The following is an 18,252-nucleotide window of genomic DNA, read 5'->3' as shown; positions in this document are numbered from 1 at the left end:
GATGAGCGATGGCCTACGAATACAAGGTAATGGGGCAAACCGTTCGGCTGGAGGTTGACCCGAACACCGTTGCGGTCCGATTTCAGCCGACCGCCCCGAAGAGCCTTCGCGCCAACGCGGCGCTGACCGCCGGTCTGTCCTCGTTTCAGGACCGGACGGAGATCCCCGACGAGGGCATTACGCTGATGCCCGCAACCGGTCATACTGCCGCGGCTCCTGTTTCCGACCGTATTTCCAACCTGACCGCGCGCCCGGAAGTGGTGCGGGCAACCCCGGTGTTTCGTCTGGGCGACAACAGGATCGTGCCCAGCGACCGTATCCTGGTCGGCTTCAAGGACGTCGGCGCGCGGGATGCACTCGTCAGCAAATACGGCTTGTCGGTGATCCGCAATCGCGACGCCGAATATCTGTTCAAGGTGCCGGGCGACCGCGACCCGCTGCAGCTCAGCCGGGAAATCGCCGAGTTGCCGGGCGTGGATTATTCCGAGCCGGACTTCATCACGGTCGGACGGCATCTGCCGAAATTCATGCCGCCGCAGCGTCGCGCCGCTGCGGTCGCACCGGCTGCGGCCGCGCAAGATCCGCTGCTGCCCCGGCAGTATGCGATGACCATCACCGGCGCGACGGCGGCCTGGGGGCTGGTCCAGGGAAGTCGTGACGTTCGTATCGCAATCCTCGACGAGGGCGTTCAGACCACGCACCCGGATCTGGAGCCAGCCGTGGTCGGCACCTATGACGGCACCGACGACGACACCCATCAGGAACCGAATCCCTGGGATGGTCACGGCACGAGTTGCGCCGGACTGGCAGCCGCCATCGGCAATTCGATCGGCGTCAAGGGCATCGGCGCGGGGTGTTCGGTGCTCGCGGTGCGGATCGCCTATTCGCGCGCGCCGGACAGCGACTGGATCACGACCAACGAAATCATCGCGCGGTCGATCGACTGGAGCTGGAAGAACGGCGCGTGGGTCCTCAGCAATAGCTGGGGCGGCGGGGTGCCTTCGAATGCAATCGCCGCCGCCTTCGAGCGTGCGCGGACCATGGGCCGCGACGGCAAGGGCTGCGTCGTGGTGATCGCCGCCGGCAACGCCAGCGGACCGGTCAATTTCCCCGCGACGCTTCCCAATGTTCTCGCGGTCTCCGCGTCCAACGAGTTCGACGAGTTCAAGAGCAAGACGAGCCGGGACGGCGAAGACTTCTGGGGATCGTGCTTCGGGCCGCAGATCTCGATCGCGGCGCCCGGTGTCCACAATTACACGATCGATATTGCCGGATCGGCGGGCTACGACCCGTCCGACTATACGGGCACGTTCAATGGAACGTCTTCGGCGACGCCGCTGGTCGCGGGCGCCTGCGCCCTGATCCTCTCGGCGGCTCCCAATCTTCGGGAAGATCAGGTGAGGAAGCTGATCGTCGAATCCGCGGACAAGGTCGGAGCCGCTCCCTACGTGGACGGACGAAACGATTTCTTCGGCTTCGGCCGGCTCAACGTGCTGCGCGCCATCCAAGCGGTGCAGCAGGTTGCTTGATCACGTCATGATGAGAGCATGATGTGATTAGATAGAACAAGGGCGGCATCGAAGGTTCACCTCTCCCCGCTGGGGAGAGGTCGGCGCGCAGCGCCGGGTGAGGGCTCTTGCTCTCTCGATAGACCGTAACCCTCACCCGGTTTGCTGCGCAAATCGACCTCTCCCAAGGGAGAGGTGCACCGAACGCGAGGCCAAACCGATTCAACTGACTCATCCCGCTTTACCCTACGAGAACGCCCTCGCGCTTCTTGAGTGTGCGGTAATACGCCCACCAAAGATGCGCCGCCGCGCCGCGCAGCGGGCGCCACGGTTCGGCGAGCGGCGCCATCTGCTTCGGCGTCGGCCGCTGCTTCAGTCCGAGGCCGGCCTTGACGGCTTCCTGCACGGCGAGGTCGCCGGCGGGCCAGGCGTCGCCATGGCCGAGGCAGAACAACAGATAGATGTCGGCGGTCCAAGGGCCGATACCGGGCAGCGCGGTCAGCGTGTTGTGCGCGGCATCGGCCTCCTCATTGGCCAGCACGTCGAGGTTCAGCCGCTCCTCGGCGAGCTCGCGCGCGATGTGCTTCAGCGTCTTGATCTTGGCGGCGGACAGCCCGAGCCGGCCGAGCCGGTCGGCGCGCGCCTTGCGGATCGCGTCATGGTGGAACGGATCGAACGCCTTGCTGACGCGGCCCCAGATCGCCGCCGCGCTCGCCGTCGAGAGCTGCTGGCCGCAGATGATCGCAGCGAGCCCGGCAAAGCCCGGTTCGCGCTGGCGGATCGCCGGCATGCCGGTCAGTTCGAGGATCGGCCGCAGGCGGCGGTCCTGATCGACCAGCTTGTGGATGGCGTCGTCGAGATCGGCCTGGGTTTCGAGGTGGATCAGCATCGGTGGACTGCTTCAATTTGTCATGCGCGGGCTTGACCCGCGCATCCATCTCCTATCGTAGCAGAGTCTCATCGAGATAGATCGTCGGGCATACGACGCTCTCCTTCAGACGGCTATGCCCGGCCATGACGCGCGACTGACCGCCATGCCACCCGTTTTCCGTTTTGCGCCGAGCCCGAACGGCTACCTGCACCTCGGCCATGCCTACTCGGCGCTGCTCAATTTCGATCTCGCCCGGCAGTCGGGCGGGCGGTTGCTGCTGCGGATCGAGGACATCGATGCGACGCGGTGCCGGCCGGAGTTCGAACAGGCGATCTATGAGGATCTGGCCTGGCTCGGCATCGGCTGGGAGACGCCGGTGCGGCGGCAGTCCGAGCATTTTGCCGCCTATCGCGCGGCGGTCGAGCGGCTGGCGGCGCAGGGCCTGGTCTATCCGAGCTTCGAGAGCCGCGCCGAGATCGCCCGGCTGGTGGCCGGGAAGGAGGCCCGCGGCGCCTGGCCGCGCGATCCGGACGGCGCGCCGCTCTATCCGGGAACGGCAAGATCACTAGGGCCCGAGGAACGCGACCGGCTGATGGCACACGGTCTGCCGTTCGCCCAGCGGCTCGACATGGCGGCCGCCTGCGCGCGCGCCGGTCGCCTCAACTGGCGTGAAGCCGGCGAGGGGCCGGGCGGCGAGACTGGGGAGGTGGCGGCCCGCCCGGAGGCCTGGGGCGACGTCATCCTGGCGCGCAAGGAGACGCCGACCAGCTACCATCTCTCGGTCGTGATCGACGATGCCCTGCAGGGCGTCACCGACGTCGTGCGGGGCATCGACCTGTTCTGGTCGACCAGCGTCCATCGCCTGTTGCAGACGCTGCTTGGCCTGCCGCAACCGGCCTACCGCCATCACCGGCTGGTCCGCGACGCGGCGGGGCAAAAGCTGTCCAAATCGACCCGCGCGACCGGGCTGCGCGAATTGCGGGCAGAGGGGGCGAGCCCGGCCGACATCCGCCGCATGGTCGGCCTGCCGTAGTCCGGCGCGGCGCAGCTGTGCTCCCGGCTTGCCCCGGGGCCGAGGTGTTTGCAGGATTTCGGAATAATGGAAGATTACCGGTGAGTTGCCCGACCGTGTCAAGTCGCCGTATCGCTCGCCGGCAGCCGCTCGGCTCCTTTGCATGGGGTTGTTTTCCATGTTTTGGCGACGCGCCCTGGTTCCACAAGTCGACAGGAGCGCTTACCATCATCCTGATTTGACCTGGCGCCTTCCAAACGGCGCCGTGACTTTGCCACGCCTGACATGCCATGCTGGCGCCGGGGCGGGGTCACGGAGATCATGGCGAAAGCATCGCGCGGAGGGCGCAGCAAGCGGCGAGCCAAGAGGCCGCCACCGAAGACGCGCGACCCGAAGACAAGGGCCCGAACGGCCAAGGCCCGCGCGGCAAAGGTGGCCGCGAAGCCGCGCCGCAAGGTCTCGAAGCCCTCCCCGAAGTCCGGCTCCGGCATGGTCGACATCGCGCTTGCCGCGTTCGCCCACGAGGTGCGGACACCGCTGACCGGCATCCTCGCGATCAGCAACCTGCTCGCGACCTCCGATCTCGGCGAGCGCGAGCGGCGCTGGGTCGACACCATCAAGGCCGGCGCCGAGCATCTGGCGAGCCTCGCCACGCTATTCGTCGATGCCGCCCGCAGCGGCGGGCCGGGGCTGGAGATCCGGCAGGATTTCTTCGATCTGCGCGCGCTGGCGCGACATGCCGCGGATTCGCTGGCCGGCCGCGCGGCGGCCAAGGGGTTGCAGTCTTCGTTCGAGCTCTCGGACCGGCTGCCCGCCTTCGCCGTCGGCGATGCCGTGCGGCTGCGTGCGGCGCTGGAGAACCTGATCGACAATGCGGTCAAGTTCACCGAGCAGGGCGCGGTCGCGCTCCACGTCACGCCGTCGCGCGCACCGGAGGGCCGGATCGGCGTCGCCTTTGCGATCTCCGACAGCGGCATCGGGCTGTCGCTGGCCGAGGTGAAGCGCCTGTTCAAGCCGTTCTCGCAGGCCAACGTCTCGATCGCCTCGCGGTTCGGCGGCGCCGGGCTCGGCCTGTCCTCGGTCAGGCAGCTTGCCCATGCGATGGGCGGCGACATCGTGGTGGCGCAGCGCCGGGGCGGCGGCACCACTTTCACGCTCAGTGTGCTGCTGGCGCCGGCCGATGGCCCGGTGAGCGTGATGTCCGACGACCGCGCGGCAAAGGCCGCGCAGGGGCTGCATCTGCTCAGCGTCGAGGACAATCCGTTCGGCCGCGTCGTGCTCAACACCATCCTGACCGAGCTCGGCCACCACGCCGAATTCGTCGGTCAAGGCGAGGCCGCGCCCGGCAGGCTCCACCAGGGCGCCTTCGACGCCGTGCTGATGGACATGGTGCTGCCGGGCATCGGCGGCGTCGAGGCAATCAGGCGGATCCGCGCGCTGCCGCCGCCGCACGGCCATGTCCCGATCATCGGGATTTCCGGGCGCGCCGAGGACGAGGCCGCCGCGCGCGCCGCTGGCGCCGACGCCTTCCTGATCAAGCCTGTGTCGCCGAGGGCGCTCGCGACTGCCCTGCTTGAAGCGACGCGGCGCGCGGCAGCCGCGACTTGATGATCGCCGCGTTCAATTCGCCGCCGAACACGAAGATCGCCGAGATGAAATAGAGGAACACCAGTGCGATCACCACCGAGGCGAGCCCGGCATACATCGTGACGTAGTTGTTGGCGAAGCGCGCCAGATACATGCCGAAGCCGATGCCGGAGAGCAGCGAGGCCACGATGGTGAAGACGATGCCGGGCAGGATTTGCAGGAAGCTGCGGCGGCCCGCCGGCAGCCATGCGTGCAGGATGAACAGCGCGATGATCAGCGCCAGGATCGTGATGCCGTAGCGGGCGGTGTTGAGCAGGCTCTCGTTGGATTCGACGAAGAACGGGATGTAGCGCCGCGCCGATTCGATGATCAGCGGCCCGAGCACGATCAGGAACGCCATCGCCAGCGAGGTGACGGCTGCGACCAGCGTGTAGCCGATCGACTCCAGCCGCAGCCAGTACCAGCTCCGCATCTCGACCACGGCATAGGCCCGGTTCAGCGCGACCCGCAATGCCTCGACGCCGTTGGAGGCGAAGTAGATCGCGAGCACCGCGCCGATCGTCAGGATGTCGCCGCGCGTCTTCGTCAGCACGTCGTGGATTTCACCGGACAGCGAGTCGGCGACCTGCTGCGGCCAGACCTGCAACAGCAGGCCGACCGCGCCGTCGGCAAGCTGCTTGGAGCCGAAGAAGCCGGCCAGCGAGGTCAGCACGATCAGGAACGGGAACAGCGCCATCAGCGTCGACAGCGCGATATGGCTCGCGATCGCCCAGCCGTCGTCGGCGAGGAACGTGTAAAAGGCATCCATCACGACGCGGTAGACGTAACGAAGCTGTTTCACATTCCACCCGGCATTGTCGACAACCGCTCGATCCGAGAAGCGGTGCAGCTTCGGATATTACGCGCCGAAAAGCCAGTTGGTTGCATCGCCGCCCTGTGTGGAAGTCGGCACGATGCGGTGTTATGTAGCTGGGATGACAACTGCCCTCTCGACGTTCATCCTTCCCCTCGCAGTTGGCGCCGTGGCGCTGGTGCTGCTCTTTGGCCTCATCAACATGATGAGGGGCGGCTCGCCGAACACCTCGCAGAAGCTGATGCGGCTGCGCGTTCTGTTCCAGTTCGTCGCCATCGTCATCGCGATGCTCGCGGTCTGGGCGATGGGGCGATAGTTGCGGTAGACTCTTCACCTCTCCCATAGGGAGAGGTCGGATCGCCATCGGCGATCCGGGTGAGGAGGGGAGGTCCATCATTAGACTGTAACCCCTCACCCGCTCGCAAGATGCTCGCGACCTCTCCCTGTGGGAGAGGTAGAAACGAACACCGGAGCCAGTCATGGTCGTTCTCAATCGGATCTACACGCGCACCGGCGATGACGGCAGCACCGCGCTCGGCTCCGGCGAGCGGCGGCCGAAATACGATCTGCGCGTCACTGCCTATGGCACCGTCGACGAGACCAATGCGGCGATCGGCGTGGTGCGGCTGCATCTGACCGGCAGCCCCGACGTCGACGCGATGCTGGCGCGGATCCAGAACGATCTGTTCGATCTCGGCGCCGACCTCGCGGTGCCCGAGCGCGAGGGCAAGGCGGAGCGCCTGCGCGTCTTGGCGAGCCAGGTCGAACGGCTCGAGCGCGACATCGACAGCCTGAACGATCAGCTCGCGCCGCTGACCTCGTTCGTGCTGCCCGGCGGCACGGCCGCGTCCGCATATCTGCATCTCGCCCGCACCATATGTCGCCGGGCGGAACGCATCATGGTGGAACTCGCGGCCCGCCCCGACGAAAAGGTCAATGCGGCTGGCATCCAGTATATGAACCGCCTGTCGGATTTCCTGTTCGTTGCCAGCCGCTTCCAGAACGACAAGGGGGCGGGAGACGTGTTGTGGGTGCCGGGCCAGAACCGTTAAACTGGTTCAAATCCCGGGGACGGATTTTTGGCCCGGGCGCGTTGACCGGGGGTAGCGGGACCTTTAGGTTCCGCGCCAGCCAACCGAAACCCATAAAATCAAAGCGAAAGAGGATCGATGAAGGTTCTTGTGCCGGTAAAGCGGGTCGTCGACTACAACGTCAAGGTCCGCGTCAAGAGCGACGGGACGGGCGTGGAGCTCGCCAACGTCAAGATGTCGATGAACCCGTTCGACGAAATCGCCGTCGAGGAAGCGCTGCGGCTGAAGGAAGCCGGCAAGGCGACCGAAGTGGTGGTGGTGTCGATCGGACCGGCGCAGGCCTCCGAGACCATCCGCACCGGACTTGCGATGGGCGCCGACCGCGGCATCCTGGTCAAGGCCGAGGGCAACGTCGAACCGCTTGCCGTCGCCAAGATCCTCAAGGCGGTGGTCGAGGCGGAGCAGCCCGGCCTCGTCATTCTCGGCAAGCAGGCGATCGACGACGACTCGAACCAGACCGGCCAGATGCTGGCCGCGCTGCTCGGCTGGTCGCAGGCGACCTTCGCCTCCAAGCTCGAGGTCGAAGGAAGCGACTTCAAGGTCACGCGCGAAGTCGACGGCGGCCTGCAGACCATCAAGCTGAAGGGCCCGGCGATCGTCACCACCGACCTCCGCCTCAACGAACCGCGCTATGCGTCGCTGCCCAACATCATGAAGGCGAAGAAGAAGCCGATCGACGACAAGAGCGTCGCCGACTACGGCGTCGACGTGACGCCGCGTCTGGAAGTGCTGAAGACCGCGGAACCGGCGGGCCGCAAGGCGGGCGTCAAGGTCAAGGACGTCGCCGAACTCGTAAACAAGCTCAAGACGGAAGCCGGGGTTCTCTGATGACGACGCTGCTGATTGCTGAACACGACCACGAGACCCTGAAGGACGCCACCAACAAGGCGCTGACCGCGGCTTCGCAGCTTGGCGGCGCCGTCCACGTGCTGGTCGCCGGCGGCGGCCAGGGCACCAAGGCGGCGGCGGAAGCCGCAAGCAAGCTCGCCGGCGTCACCAAGGTGCTCGTTGCCGAAGGCCCCGCTTACGAGCACGACTTGGCCGAGCCCCTGGCTGCACTTATCGTCGCGCTGGCCGGCGGCTATGACGCCTTCGTCGCGCCCGCGACCTCGCGCTTCAAGAACGTGATGCCGCGCGTCGCAGCATTGCTCGACGTGATGCAGGTGTCGGAGATCATCAAGGTGGTCGCGCCCGATACGTTCGAGCGGCCGATCTATGCCGGCAACGCGATCCAGACCGTGAAGTCGAAGGACGCCAAGAAGGTGATCACCGTGCGCACCTCGACCTTCGCCGCCGCCGGTGAAGGCGGCAGCGCTGCGATCGAGAACGCCGCATCGGCCGCCGATCCCGGCCTGTCCACGTTCGTCGGCGAGGAAGTCGCCAAGAGCGACCGTCCGGAGCTGACCTCGGCCAAGATCATCGTCTCGGGCGGCCGCGCGATGCAGAGCCGCGAGAACTTCGCCAAATATATCGAGCCGCTCGCCGACAAGCTCGGTGCCGGCGTCGGCGCATCGCGCGCCGCGGTCGATGCCGGCTATGCGCCGAACGACTGGCAGGTCGGCCAGACCGGCAAGGTGGTTGCCCCGGAGCTGTATGTCGCGGTCGGCATCTCCGGCGCGATCCAGCATCTGGCCGGCATGAAGGACTCCAAGGTGATCGTCGCCATCAACAAGGATGAGGATGCACCGATCTTCCAGGTCGCCGATTACGGTCTGGTCGCCGACCTTTACCAGGCGGTTCCGGAGCTGACCGACGCGCTCGGCAAGCTCGGAAAGTAAGCGACACGACACCGGCCGGATGGATAAGCTCCGGCCGGTGTTTTTTATTTCGAGGGCCTGATCCGGCAAAGCGGAGCGCGGTTTCCGTAGAGATCGGTGCTCAAACAAAAGAGGCCACGTTCCGGCGATTGGGCACCCGGACAGGCGCGTTTTCGGGTATCGTTGGAATTGGGCAGGCGCGATGTGCGCGCCGTTCCGGTGGATGACAGGGATGACGGTGGCAATCAAGAAAGTCGGCGTGATCGGTTCGGGCCAGATGGGCAACGGTATTGCGCATGTGGCGGCGCTGGCCGGCTTCGACGTGGTGCTCAACGACGTGTCCGCAGACCGGCTGAAATCGGCGCTGGCGACCATCAACGGCAACCTGACCCGTCAGGTCGCCCGGAAAAGCATCAGCGATGCCGAGCGCAAGCAAGCGCTCGACCGCATCACCTCCGCCGAGACCCTCGATGCGCTAGCGGATTGCGATCTCGTGATCGAGACCGCGGTCGAGAAGGAAGAGACCAAGCGCAAGATCTTCCACGATGTCTGCGCGGTGCTGAAGCCGGAGGCGATCGTGGCCTCGAACTCGTCGTCGATCTCGATCACCCGCCTTGCGGCGTCGACCGACCGGCCCGAAAAATTCATCGGCATTCACTTCATGAATCCGGTGCCGGTGATGGAGCTGGTGGAACTGATCCGCGGCATCGCCACCGACGACACGACATTCGACACCGCGAAGGCGTTCGTCGGCAAGCTCGGCAAGCAGGTCGCGGTGTCGGAGGATTTCCCGGCCTTCATCGTCAACCGCATCCTGCTGCCGATGATCAACGAGGCGATCTACACGCTCTATGAGGGCGTCGGCAATGTCGAGGCGATCGACGCCGCGATGAAGCTTGGCGCGCACCATCCGATGGGCCCGCTCGAGCTAGCCGATTTCATCGGCCTCGACACCTGTCTGTCGATCATGCAGGTGCTGCATGAGGGCCTCGCCGATTCCAAGTACCGGCCGTGTCCGCTGCTGGTGAAATACGTCGAGGCCGGCTGGCTCGGCCGCAAGACCCAGCGCGGCTTCTACGACTATCGCGGCGACCGCCCGATCCCGACGCGATAGGCGCGCTCAATCGGTCCTGCGCTTGCAGCCCGGATTGCGCTTCGCTGCATCCGGGCTTCGCTCGCGCTTCCACTCACTCGGTCAGCCGGCAGCCTGCGCGCTTCAGCATGTCGCGGATAATCAACGGCGTGGCCGGCGTCTCCGTCGCGGCGGTGCCCGCCGCGCCCGCGATCGCATCGCGCGCCTGCTGAGCGTCGAGCGTCAGCCGCCGCGCACAGGGGGGCGCGCCGCGATCGTGCGCGGCATCGAGCAGCCATCCCGCCGTCTCGCCGGCGCCGCCGAGATAGGCGGTCAGCACCTGCCGCGCCGTCGGATTGGTCGGGGCCTGATCCAGCATGGCCCTGACCTGCGCGACCGAGATCTGGCCGCGCGCTGTGGAAGGCTGAGCGGCGGCAATCGTGGCCGTGAGGACAACGCCGCTGAATACGGCAGTGGCGGCGAGCAGGGGAGGAAGGGGCATGATATCACCCACCTTGGTCGTTGACTTACAGATATTAATTATCGTAGGACAATAATACTGCGTCAACAGCTTCGAGGCCCTGCATGCCCGCGTCCCTCTCGTCAGAACTTTCCGAATCTGCCCGGCCCGCGCGCCTTGCGCGGATCCGCGCCGTCAGCCGTATCCTCAGCCCCGCCTGTACCGCCATCTCGCTGGTGCTGTCAGCCGGACTGCTGGCCTATTGGGTGCTGACCCCGGGTGAGGCGATCTTGCGCGATGCAGGGCTGACCGGCATCGCATTCCATCCGATCGGCTCGCTAGTCCGCATGGCAGGTCTCACAGTCTCGGCGCTTCCGCTGGCCTGTCTGATCTGGGGACTGTCGCGCGTGCGCGGCTGTTTCCTGCAGTTCGCGCAAGGTCACTTCTTCACCGCAGGGAATGTCGCACGGCTGCGCGATCTTGCGATCGCGATGCTGGTCTCAACGCTGCTGAAGCCGGTGATAGGCGCGCTGCTCTCTATCCTGCTGAGCTGGCAGACCTATGCGCAGGGCAAGGCGATCGTCGTCAGTCTCGGCTCCGAGACGCTGCTGGCCCTGCTGTTCGCCGGCCTCATCGCGGTGACGGCCTGGGTGATGGCCGAGGCCAATGCGATCGCTGACGAGCAGGCCCAGTTCGTCTGAGGCGCGCGCGATGCCGATCCATGTCCGGCTCAACGTGGTGCTCGCCGAGCGCAACGTGAAATCCAAGGAACTCGCCGAATATGTCGGGATCACCGAGGCCAATCTGTCGCTGCTCAAGCAGGGCAAGGTGAAGGGCGTCCGGTTCGACACGCTGGAGCGGATCTGCGCCTATCTGAAGTGCCAGCCCGGCGACCTCCTGCGCTTTGAAGACGATGCGCCGGCCTGATTACCCGGCATTAACTTTCCCGCGCTACGTCGTGCGCTGTTCTGGGAGTACCGCGCATGGACATGATGAGCATGGTCACGAGCATCCTGTCGATGCAGCAGGGCAATCTGCAGAACGAGATCGCGACCCGGATCACCAAGCAGAACATCGACGCGGAAAAATTTGCGGTTCAGACCCTGCTCGGCGCGCCCTCGACCGCGAACCTCGCCTCCGGCGTCGGCGGCAACCTCAACGCCGTCGCCTGATCAAAGCCCCGCCGCGGCTGGCGCCATGGCGGCCTTCACCAGCTTGATCGCGTCGTCGCTCGCCCATTCGGCGGGGCCGGCGATGTTGGCGATTTCGCAGCCCTTGCCGTCGACGAGCACCGAAGTGGGCATGCCCAAGGCCTTGCCTATGTTCTTAAGATCCTGGAACACCTTGGCTTTTTGGTCGCTGAAATAGCCGAGGCTGGTCAGATTGGCCTCTTTCAGGAAATTCTTCGGCTTATCCGGGTCGCGGGTGTCGATGTTGATCGCCACCACCTCGAAATCCTTGCCGCCGAGCTTGGTCTGCAGGCTGTCCAGCGCCGGCATCTCCTTGCGGCAGGGCACGCACCAGGTGGCCCAGAGGTTGACCAACAGGGTCTTGCCGCGGAAGTCCGAGAGCTTCTTGGGCTGGCCGCTGGCGTCCTCGAAGGCAAGGTCAGGCAGGCGAAGAGGGGTGGTCGCCATGGTCAGCGCTGCAACTTCGCCATGGGCCAGCGGAGCGATCTTCCTGGCCAGGTCGACTGCGCCGTTGCAGGCGATGTCGCCGCTCGGGGCACGCTTGAGGCTGGAGACTCCGAGATAGCCGATCACGGCCCCGGCCAGCACCGCGCCGATCACCAGCGGGATGCGCCATCCGGCGGTTGGCTTGGCAGCCGGCGGGGGCGGGGTCGTCTCGGGCATATCGTTTGTCATCCTGGGTCAGATATGGCTAAGCAGTGGCTAGGAATACGATCGGAACCGCCACGCTGTTTCGCCGAAGAAACAGCAGGCCTGCAATACAAAGTCGTGAGCGAGAAGTCATGAGCAACAAGATGTGGGGCGGCCGGTTCTCGGAGCGTCCCGACGCCATCATGGAGGAAATCAACGTCTCCATCGATGTCGACCGTCACCTTTATGCCCAGGACATCACGGCGTCCAAGGCCCATGCGGCGATGCTGGCCGCGCAAGGCATCATCACGGCTGCTGATGCGAAAAATATCGGCAAAGGTCTAGACACGATTTTGTCAGAGATCGGCAACGGCGGCTTCGACTTCAAGCGCGCGCTCGAGGACATCCATATGAATGTCGAGAGCCGCCTGTCCGAACTGATCGGCCCCGCCGCCGGCCGGCTGCACACCGCGCGCTCGCGTAACGACCAGGTCGCCACCGACTTCCGCCTCTACGTCCGCGACACGATCGACGAGACGGACGCGGCGCTGGCTGCGTTCCAGCAGGCGCTGGTCGCCCGCGCGCTGGAGCATGCCGGAACCGTGATGCCGGGCTTCACGCATCTGCAGACCGCGCAGCCGGTGACCTTCGGCCACCATCTGCTGGCCTATGTCGAGATGGCCTCGCGCGACCGCGGTCGCTTCGCCGACGCGCGCAAGCGGCTGAACGAATCGCCGCTGGGAGCAGCCGCACTGGCCGGCACTTCGTTCCCGATCGATCGCACCGCCACGGCGAAGGCGCTCGGCTTCGACCGCCCGATGGCGAATTCGCTCGATGCGGTGTCGGACCGCGATTTCGTGCTGGAGACGCTGTCGGCGGCCGCAATCTGCGCCGTGCACATGTCGCGCTTCGCCGAGGAGATCGTGATCTGGACCTCGCCGTTGGTGGGCCTGGTCAGGCTCAGCGACAAGTTCACCACCGGCTCCTCGATCATGCCGCAGAAGCGCAACCCGGACGCCGCCGAGCTGGTGCGCGCCAAGACCGGCCGCGTGATCGGCGCGCTCACCGCGCTCCTGATCGTGATGAAAGGCCTGCCGCTCGCCTATCAAAAGGACATGCAGGAGGACAAGCAGGGCGCGATGGAGGCCTTTGCCGCGCTCTCGCTCGCGATCCGCGCCATGACCGGCATGGTCGAGGACCTTGTCCCCGACGAGGCGAAGATGAAGGCCGCTGCCGGCGAGGGCTACGCCACCGCGACCGATCTCGCCGACTGGCTGGTGCGCACCCTGAAAATGCCGTTCCGCGACGCCCACCATGTGACCGGGCGAATTGTTGGCCTCGCCTCGCAGCAGGGCATCGCGCTGCACGAATTACCGCTGCAGGCGATGCAGGAGGTCGAGCCCAAGATCACCGCCGATGCACTCAAGGTGCTGTCGGTGGAATCCTCGGTGAAAAGCCGCACCTCGTTCGGCGGCACCGCGCCGAAGAACGTGCTGGCGCAGGCCAAGGCTTGGGCCAAGCGGCTGGAAAAAGAGCGAAAATTGGGCTGAACGGGGAAAATTCGTCGTGATTTCGCCGCCGTCCGGGGCTCGCCAGAGCGCGCCAATGTTTGTATGGTGCCGCCGCATTGGGGATTTCGTCGTGACTAGCAAGCATCGCCCCACCCCGTCGGGATGGGCCATCATTGTGCTGAGCGTTTGCGCGCTGGCGCTCGGCGCCTGCGGCCGCAAGGGACCGCTCGACCTGCCGCCGACCGCGAACGCCGTGCCGGCGGCGCCCGGCGATACCGAGGTGGAGCGGCAGGCGCAGCCCAGCGTATTCAACCCGACCTACGGATCGGATGCCGGACCGAGCGCGCCAAAAGGCGCCAAGAAGTCCTTTATCCTCGACCCGCTGCTCGGTAATTAAATCCTCCCATGAACCATTTCGACTATCGCAACGGCGTGCTGCACGCCGAGGCGGTCAATCTCATTGAGCTGGCGGAAGCCGTCGGCACGCCGTTCTATTGCTATTCGACGGCGACGCTCGAGCGCCACTACCGTGTCTTCACCGAAGCCTTTGCCGGCGAGAAGACGCTGGTCTGCTACGCCATGAAGGCGAATTCGAATCAATCGGTGCTGCGCACGCTGGCGAGGCTCGGCGCCGGCGCCGACGTGGTGTCGGGCGGCGAATTGAAGCGGGCGCTCGCGGCCGGCATTCCGCCCTCGAAGATCCTGTTCTCGGGCGTCGGCAAGACCGAGGGCGAGCTGCGCGCCGCGCTCGCCGCCGACATCCTCTGCATCAACGTCGAGTCCGAGCCGGAGCTCGAACTGCTGTCGCGCCTCGCGGTCGAGATGAAGACCACCGCGCGGATTTCGGTGCGGGTCAATCCCGACGTCGACGCCGGCACCCATGCCAAGATCTCGACCGGCAAGTCCGAGAACAAGTTCGGCATTCCGCTGGCGCGGGCGCGCGCGGTCTATGCCCGTGCGGCGAAGCTGCCGGGCATCAAGGTGACCGGCACCGACGTGCATATCGGCAGCCAGATCACCGATCTCGGCCCGCTGGAGGCCGCCTTCCGGCTGCTCGCCGAATTCGTGCAGGAGCTGCGCGCCGACGGCCACGATATCTCGCATGTCGATTTCGGCGGCGGCCTCGGCATTCCCTATCATCTGGATCGCGCTGCGCCGCCGGTGCCAGCGGCCTATGCCGCGATGGTCAAGCGCGTCACCCACAATCTCGGCTGCACGCTGATGTTCGAGCCGGGCCGCATGATCGTCGGCAATGCCGGCATCCTCGTCACCCGCGTGATCTATGTGAAGCCGGGCGATGCCAAGAACTTCGTCATCATCGACGCCGCGATGAACGACCTGATCCGCCCGACGCTGTACGAGGCGCATCATGATATCCTGCCGGTGCGTGAACCCGCGCCGGGTGCGCCGACCATGATCGCCGACGTCGTCGGCCCGGTCTGCGAGACCGGCGACTACCTCGCGCTCGACCGTTCGCTGCCGCAGCCGAAGGCCGGCGATCTCCTCGCCATCATGACCGCCGGCGCCTATGGCGCCGTGCAGTCCGGCACCTACAACACGCGGCCGCTGGTGCCGGAAGTCCTGGTCAAGGACGACCAGTATGCCGTGATCCGCCCGCGCATCGACGTCGACGCGCTGATCGCGATGGACAAGCCGGCGCCTTGGCTGTGAGGGCGCGCGATTGCGCCGCAATCTCCCTGTCGTCCCGGCTTGCGCCGGGACGACACCATCCATTTTGGTGTTTGGCGGCTGCCGACGAACCCAAAAGCTCGCCAGGGCCGCACACGTCTCATGGTCCGTATTTCGGTGCCGGCGTCTGATTGAACTCGTCGTCGTGAACGACGCAGGCGAAATTCGCCGCCTTGCTGGCGTCGCCGCTGCCGCTGTATTTCGGCACCTTCGGGAAGACGCAGAGCGGCCGCGTCATCTGCACCGCGGGCGGCGTATCGGCCACGAACTTGGTCGCGAGGATGGTTTCCGGCGGTGTGCCGGTCTCGACCCAGGTCACGAGCGGCGTCAGCGCATCGAACGTGTTCGGGCCGGGTCCGCCGGAGCAATGGTACATCCCGGGCACCATGAACAGCCGCGCGTAGCTCTGGGTTCGCCGCAACGCCGGGTTGCTGCCGCCTCCGGGGAAGAAGCTGGCCTGCTGGACCCCGCGGTTCTCGTTTCCGACCAGCGCGTTGAAGTAGTTGATGCTGCTCTGCGAGGGAATCAGCGGGTCGGCCCAGCCGTGATACATGATGAGCTTGCCGCCATGCTCGCGGAATTCACCGAGATCGGTGCTGGTCGCGTTCAGCACATCGGCGAGCTGATCGTCGACCTTCTTGATGTCGTGATGGAAGTCGAAATTGGCAAAGCTGACCGGGCTTGACGGGTAGCCGAAGCTCGGTCCGAACACCCAGTAGAACAGGCCGTCGAAGGCCGGCTCGGGTAGCCGCTCCTGGAATGCGAGGCCGAGTGCGAGCACATCGTCGGTCTCGTTGCCGCGTTGCGAACCCGGATTGACCAGCTGGCCGTTCACCGGGTCGACGGTGCCGGCGTAGTATTTCTGCATGGTCGTGACCTGGTCGGCAGTCAGGCATGCGGGCGGCACCTTGCCGCCGGTGCAGAGCAGGATCTTCGGATCGAAGCGGCAGGCGCGCGGGTCGGTCAGGAACTGATCGGTGCTGGCGCCGCCGTCACGGCCGACGCACTGCTTGAGCACGGCCTGATTGACCAGCGTCATCTGGCCGGCCTGGATGAAGCGGCCCGGGCTTGCATGCGCGTTCTGCCAGCTGAAAAGCCCGGCCATGTGCAGGTGGGTGCGGTTGAACGCCGGCGCGCCCGCCAGGATGCCGTCATAGTCGTTGGGGAAGCGCTGCGCCTCCATCAGGGCGTTCTGTCCGCCGGTGGAGCAGCCGGCGAAATAGGCCCGTTGCGCGCGCTGGCCGTAGAACGCGTTGACGATCTCCTTGCCGCGCACGGTCATCAGGTGAATTGCGCGGTAGCCGAAATCCTTGATCCGCTCGGGATGCCCGAACAGGCCGGTCGACGGCGCGGCCGGATCGCCGAACTGAATGGCGAGCGGATTGCCCATGTTGCCGGCCGAGCCGCAGAACAGCGGATTGCATCCGGAGGAGCCGGTGCCGAGATCGCTGTTGGTCGCCGCAAAGCCGCCCTTGAGGCCGTTGGCGAGCGAGGCGTAGGTGATCACGCCCTGGAAACCACCGCCGCCGGTGCCGAGGAATCTGCCGTTCCATCCGGTCTTGGGCAACCAGACCTCGACCTTGATGCTGGAATCCGAACTCGGGATCAGCGTCGCGACGACCCGGCAGAACGGCGGCAGGCCCGTGATCGTCGTCGGTGGGTTGCCGGGCGCGACGAAGGTTCCGGAATCATTGTCGGTCGCCGAATTGATGGTCGTGTGCTGCAGTTGCAAGGATTGCAGATTGGTGCACGGCGTTGCCGCCGCTTGCGTGCTGTTGATCGCGACGCCGGCAAACAGGGCTACGATCGCGCCGACGAAAGGTCGATGGCACCTCATTCACTCCTCCCTGATTTTTTATAATTGCAGGATAGCCGACAGAGATGACAACTCAAGGGTGAATGCGCATAGCGAGCGTATCGCGCTGCAACGCACGGAATGGTTGCGTCTGATCGCGCCGTGAACGCGCAGCCCGGATGCAGCGAAGCGAGATCCGGGACGGCCAATCAGAGCGAACCCGGATTGCGCTGCGCTGCATCCGGGCTGCGCGTTTCATTTCGCGGCGTGCGCGCCGCCCTTGCCGCCGCCGACGATCACGCCCGCCGCCTTCTCGATCGGCTTGATCGCGGCGGTGAAATCCGATTCCGGGCCCTGGTCGCGGATGATGACTTCCCAGAGCCGGCCGACCGCCTCGGCGACTTCCATCGACAGCCCGAGCGAGCGCATCTCCTCGACGGCGAGCCGCACGTCCTTCACCATCAGTCCGGTGGCGAAGCCGAAGTCGAAGCTGCGCGGCAGCACCGCGCGCGGAAACTTGTCGCGGCTCGCGGTGTTCAATCCGGAGCCGGCATTGATCACGTCGATCATCACGGCAGGATCGAGCCCGGACTTCACGCCCATCACGACGGCTTCCGAGGTCGCCACCATCGCGGTCGCGGAAAGGAAATTGTTGGCGAGCTTCATGGTCTGGCCGGAGCCCGGCTTGGTGCCGATGAAGAACACTTTGCCGATCACGTCGAGCGCCGGCTTGACAAGATCGAAATCGGCCTTCGGGCCCGACACCATCACCGCCAGCGTGCCCTTCTCGGCGCCGGAGACGCCGCCCGAGACCGGGCTGTCGATCTGCACGATGTTCTTCTCGGCGAGCAGGTCGTGGATCTTCACCGCCATCTGCGAGCCGACGGTGGAGAGATCGATGAAGCGCCTGACGCGCTTGCCCTCGATCACGCCGCCTGCGCCGGTCGCGACGTCGAGCGAGGCCTGCAGCGAGGGCAGGCTCGCCATCACGGTCTCGACCCGGTCGGCGATGTCCTGCGGCGATGACGCGGCCGCGGCGCCGAGCGCAACGAGCTGGTCGACGGCGGCCTTGCGGGTGTCGAACACGGTGAGCGTGTGGCCGGCCTCGATCAGCCGCCGCGCCATCGGGAAGCCCATCTTCCCGAGGCCGATGAATCCGATTTCCATGGTGTTTCTCCTTGCGTCATTGCGAGGAGCGAAGCGACGAAGCAATCCATGCTGTCCCG

Annotated in this window: 20 protein-coding genes; 14 read left to right on the top strand and 6 right to left on the bottom strand. The window is 65.9% G+C overall.

Annotation, left to right across the window (positions count from 1 at the left end; all coding sequences use genetic code 11):
• The first annotated feature begins 8 nt into the window (after positions 1-8).
• Entirely contained in the window at positions 9-1,529 is a 1,521-nt protein-coding gene (locus J6500_RS23790; RefSeq protein ID WP_225715125.1) for a S8 family serine peptidase, read from the top strand.
• A gap of 220 nt (positions 1,530-1,749) precedes the next feature.
• On the opposite strand, the gene J6500_RS23785 is transcribed toward J6500_RS23790, so the two are convergent.
• Entirely contained in the window at positions 1,750-2,397 is a 648-nt protein-coding gene (locus tag J6500_RS23785; protein WP_225715124.1) for a DNA-3-methyladenine glycosylase family protein, read from the bottom strand.
• Between the two features lie 145 nt (positions 2,398-2,542).
• On the opposite strand from J6500_RS23785, the gene gluQRS reads away from it, so the two are divergent.
• Together gluQRS and J6500_RS23775 are read left to right on the top strand one after the other, a co-directional pair.
• Positions 2,543-3,412 carry a tRNA glutamyl-Q(34) synthetase GluQRS gene (gluQRS, locus tag J6500_RS23780; protein ID WP_225715123.1) on the top strand — a complete coding sequence of 290 codons (870 nt, stop codon included), beginning with the start codon at positions 2,543-2,545 and terminating at the stop codon, positions 3,410-3,412.
• 300 nt (positions 3,413-3,712) lie between these two features.
• Entirely contained in the window at positions 3,713-4,999 is a 1,287-nt protein-coding gene (locus J6500_RS23775; RefSeq protein WP_225715122.1) for an ATP-binding protein, read from the top strand.
• Here the strand turns inward: J6500_RS23775 and J6500_RS23770 are convergent.
• Entirely contained in the window at positions 4,926-5,786 is an 861-nt protein-coding gene (locus J6500_RS23770; protein ID WP_249781636.1) for a YihY/virulence factor BrkB family protein, read from the bottom strand. The two genes, J6500_RS23775 and J6500_RS23770, sit on opposite strands and share 74 nt — an antisense overlap.
• A 166-nt stretch (positions 5,787-5,952) precedes the next feature.
• Between J6500_RS23770 and J6500_RS23765 the strand changes: the two genes are divergently transcribed.
• From J6500_RS23765 to J6500_RS23745, 5 genes are all read left to right on the top strand, one after another.
• Positions 5,953-6,147, top strand: coding sequence for a twin transmembrane helix small protein (locus J6500_RS23765; protein WP_225715120.1), 195 nt, complete (start codon positions 5,953-5,955; stop codon positions 6,145-6,147).
• A 163-nt stretch (positions 6,148-6,310) separates the two neighbouring features.
• Positions 6,311-6,883 carry a cob(I)yrinic acid a,c-diamide adenosyltransferase gene (locus tag J6500_RS23760; protein ID WP_225715119.1) on the top strand — a complete coding sequence of 191 codons (573 nt, stop codon included), beginning with the start codon at positions 6,311-6,313 and terminating at the stop codon, positions 6,881-6,883.
• A gap of 117 nt (positions 6,884-7,000) precedes the next feature.
• A complete protein-coding gene (locus tag J6500_RS23755) occupies positions 7,001-7,750 on the top strand; it encodes an electron transfer flavoprotein subunit beta/FixA family protein (RefSeq protein ID WP_016845285.1) in 750 nt (249 codons plus the stop codon).
• Positions 7,750-8,700, top strand: a complete 951-nt coding sequence (locus J6500_RS23750; protein WP_225715118.1) for an electron transfer flavoprotein subunit alpha/FixB family protein — start codon at positions 7,750-7,752, stop codon at positions 8,698-8,700. Before J6500_RS23755 ends, J6500_RS23750 begins: the two co-directional genes overlap by 1 nt.
• A gap of 211 nt (positions 8,701-8,911) precedes the next feature.
• Positions 8,912-9,793, top strand: a complete 882-nt coding sequence (locus J6500_RS23745; RefSeq protein WP_225715117.1) for a 3-hydroxybutyryl-CoA dehydrogenase — start codon at positions 8,912-8,914, stop codon at positions 9,791-9,793.
• 73 nt (positions 9,794-9,866) lie between these two features.
• Here J6500_RS23745 and J6500_RS23740 read toward each other — a convergent pair whose 3' ends face one another.
• Complete coding sequence (locus J6500_RS23740; RefSeq protein ID WP_225715116.1) at positions 9,867-10,253, bottom strand: chlorophyllide reductase; 387 nt, start codon at positions 10,251-10,253, stop codon at positions 9,867-9,869.
• Positions 10,254-10,336: 83 nt separating this feature from the next.
• On the opposite strand from J6500_RS23740, the gene J6500_RS23735 reads away from it, so the two are divergent.
• From J6500_RS23735 to J6500_RS23725, 3 genes are read left to right on the top strand one after another with little or no spacing between them, the layout of a single operon-like run.
• A complete protein-coding gene (locus J6500_RS23735) occupies positions 10,337-10,912 on the top strand; it encodes a DUF2975 domain-containing protein (protein ID WP_225715115.1) in 576 nt (191 codons plus the stop codon).
• Between the two features lie 10 nt (positions 10,913-10,922).
• Positions 10,923-11,138 (top strand): helix-turn-helix domain-containing protein, encoded by a 216-nt coding sequence (locus J6500_RS23730; protein ID WP_225715114.1) that lies wholly within the window; start codon positions 10,923-10,925, stop codon positions 11,136-11,138.
• A gap of 56 nt (positions 11,139-11,194) precedes the next feature.
• Positions 11,195-11,383: a putative motility protein gene (locus J6500_RS23725; protein WP_225715113.1), complete on the top strand. Its 189-nt coding sequence runs from the start codon at positions 11,195-11,197 to the stop codon at positions 11,381-11,383.
• On the opposite strand, the gene tlpA is transcribed toward J6500_RS23725, so the two are convergent.
• Complete coding sequence (gene tlpA, locus J6500_RS23720; RefSeq protein ID WP_225715112.1) at positions 11,384-12,064, bottom strand: thiol:disulfide interchange protein TlpA; 681 nt, start codon at positions 12,062-12,064, stop codon at positions 11,384-11,386. It abuts the gene before it with no gap.
• Positions 12,065-12,183: 119 nt separating this feature from the next.
• Here tlpA and argH point away from each other — a divergent pair, with 119 nt between their 5' ends.
• From argH to lysA, 3 genes are all read left to right on the top strand, one after another.
• Entirely contained in the window at positions 12,184-13,581 is a 1,398-nt protein-coding gene (argH, locus tag J6500_RS23715) for an argininosuccinate lyase (protein WP_225715111.1), read from the top strand.
• Between the two features lie 91 nt (positions 13,582-13,672).
• The gene (lptM, locus tag J6500_RS23710; RefSeq protein WP_225715110.1) at positions 13,673-13,939 is read left to right on the top strand and encodes an LPS translocon maturation chaperone LptM; all 267 of its coding nucleotides are present in this window, start codon (positions 13,673-13,675) and stop codon (positions 13,937-13,939) included.
• 8 nt (positions 13,940-13,947) lie between these two features.
• Complete coding sequence (gene lysA / locus J6500_RS23705) at positions 13,948-15,213, top strand: diaminopimelate decarboxylase (RefSeq protein ID WP_225715109.1); 1,266 nt, start codon at positions 13,948-13,950, stop codon at positions 15,211-15,213.
• A gap of 118 nt (positions 15,214-15,331) precedes the next feature.
• Here lysA and J6500_RS23700 read toward each other — a convergent pair whose 3' ends face one another.
• The gene (locus J6500_RS23700; RefSeq protein WP_225715108.1) at positions 15,332-17,068 is read right to left on the bottom strand and encodes a tannase/feruloyl esterase family alpha/beta hydrolase; all 1,737 of its coding nucleotides are present in this window, start codon (positions 17,066-17,068) and stop codon (positions 15,332-15,334) included.
• 213 nt (positions 17,069-17,281) lie between these two features.
• Positions 17,282-18,193 carry an NAD(P)-dependent oxidoreductase gene (locus J6500_RS23695; protein ID WP_225715107.1) on the bottom strand — a complete coding sequence of 304 codons (912 nt, stop codon included), beginning with the start codon at positions 18,191-18,193 and terminating at the stop codon, positions 17,282-17,284.
• Positions 18,194-18,252 lie beyond the last annotated feature (59 nt).

Origin of the sequence: Bradyrhizobium semiaridum (genome assembly GCF_020329505.1) — a bacterium.
In the GTDB taxonomy this organism is placed as follows: domain Bacteria; phylum Pseudomonadota; class Alphaproteobacteria; order Rhizobiales; family Xanthobacteraceae; genus Bradyrhizobium; species Bradyrhizobium semiaridum.
The sequence above is the reverse complement of the archived record's forward strand: the minus strand, read 5'-3'. Positions and strand labels throughout refer to the sequence as shown.

What these genes read in the sequence shown, in the direction of transcription:
- J6500_RS23790 (WP_225715125.1), top strand. Translation starts at nt 9, where the DNA reads ATGGCCTACGAATACAAGGTAATGGGGCAAACCGTTCGGCTGGAGGTT.
- J6500_RS23785 (WP_225715124.1), bottom strand. Translation starts at nt 2,397, where the DNA reads ATGCTGATCCACCTCGAAACCCAGGCCGATCTCGACGACGCCATCCAC.
- gluQRS (WP_225715123.1), top strand. Translation starts at nt 2,543, where the DNA reads ATGCCACCCGTTTTCCGTTTTGCGCCGAGCCCGAACGGCTACCTGCAC.
- J6500_RS23775 (WP_225715122.1), top strand. Translation starts at nt 3,713, where the DNA reads ATGGCGAAAGCATCGCGCGGAGGGCGCAGCAAGCGGCGAGCCAAGAGG.
- J6500_RS23770 (WP_249781636.1), bottom strand. Translation starts at nt 5,786, where the DNA reads ATGGATGCCTTTTACACGTTCCTCGCCGACGACGGCTGGGCGATCGCG.
- J6500_RS23765 (WP_225715120.1), top strand. Translation starts at nt 5,953, where the DNA reads ATGACAACTGCCCTCTCGACGTTCATCCTTCCCCTCGCAGTTGGCGCC.
- J6500_RS23760 (WP_225715119.1), top strand. Translation starts at nt 6,311, where the DNA reads ATGGTCGTTCTCAATCGGATCTACACGCGCACCGGCGATGACGGCAGC.
- J6500_RS23755 (WP_016845285.1), top strand. Translation starts at nt 7,001, where the DNA reads ATGAAGGTTCTTGTGCCGGTAAAGCGGGTCGTCGACTACAACGTCAAG.
- J6500_RS23750 (WP_225715118.1), top strand. Translation starts at nt 7,750, where the DNA reads ATGACGACGCTGCTGATTGCTGAACACGACCACGAGACCCTGAAGGAC.
- J6500_RS23745 (WP_225715117.1), top strand. Translation starts at nt 8,912, where the DNA reads ATGACGGTGGCAATCAAGAAAGTCGGCGTGATCGGTTCGGGCCAGATG.
- J6500_RS23740 (WP_225715116.1), bottom strand. Translation starts at nt 10,253, where the DNA reads ATGCCCCTTCCTCCCCTGCTCGCCGCCACTGCCGTATTCAGCGGCGTT.
- J6500_RS23735 (WP_225715115.1), top strand. Translation starts at nt 10,337, where the DNA reads ATGCCCGCGTCCCTCTCGTCAGAACTTTCCGAATCTGCCCGGCCCGCG.
- J6500_RS23730 (WP_225715114.1), top strand. Translation starts at nt 10,923, where the DNA reads ATGCCGATCCATGTCCGGCTCAACGTGGTGCTCGCCGAGCGCAACGTG.
- J6500_RS23725 (WP_225715113.1), top strand. Translation starts at nt 11,195, where the DNA reads ATGGACATGATGAGCATGGTCACGAGCATCCTGTCGATGCAGCAGGGC.
- tlpA (WP_225715112.1), bottom strand. Translation starts at nt 12,064, where the DNA reads ATGCCCGAGACGACCCCGCCCCCGCCGGCTGCCAAGCCAACCGCCGGA.
- argH (WP_225715111.1), top strand. Translation starts at nt 12,184, where the DNA reads ATGAGCAACAAGATGTGGGGCGGCCGGTTCTCGGAGCGTCCCGACGCC.
- lysA (WP_225715109.1), top strand. Translation starts at nt 13,948, where the DNA reads ATGAACCATTTCGACTATCGCAACGGCGTGCTGCACGCCGAGGCGGTC.
- J6500_RS23700 (WP_225715108.1), bottom strand. Translation starts at nt 17,068, where the DNA reads ATGAGGTGCCATCGACCTTTCGTCGGCGCGATCGTAGCCCTGTTTGCC.
- J6500_RS23695 (WP_225715107.1), bottom strand. Translation starts at nt 18,193, where the DNA reads ATGGAAATCGGATTCATCGGCCTCGGGAAGATGGGCTTCCCGATGGCG.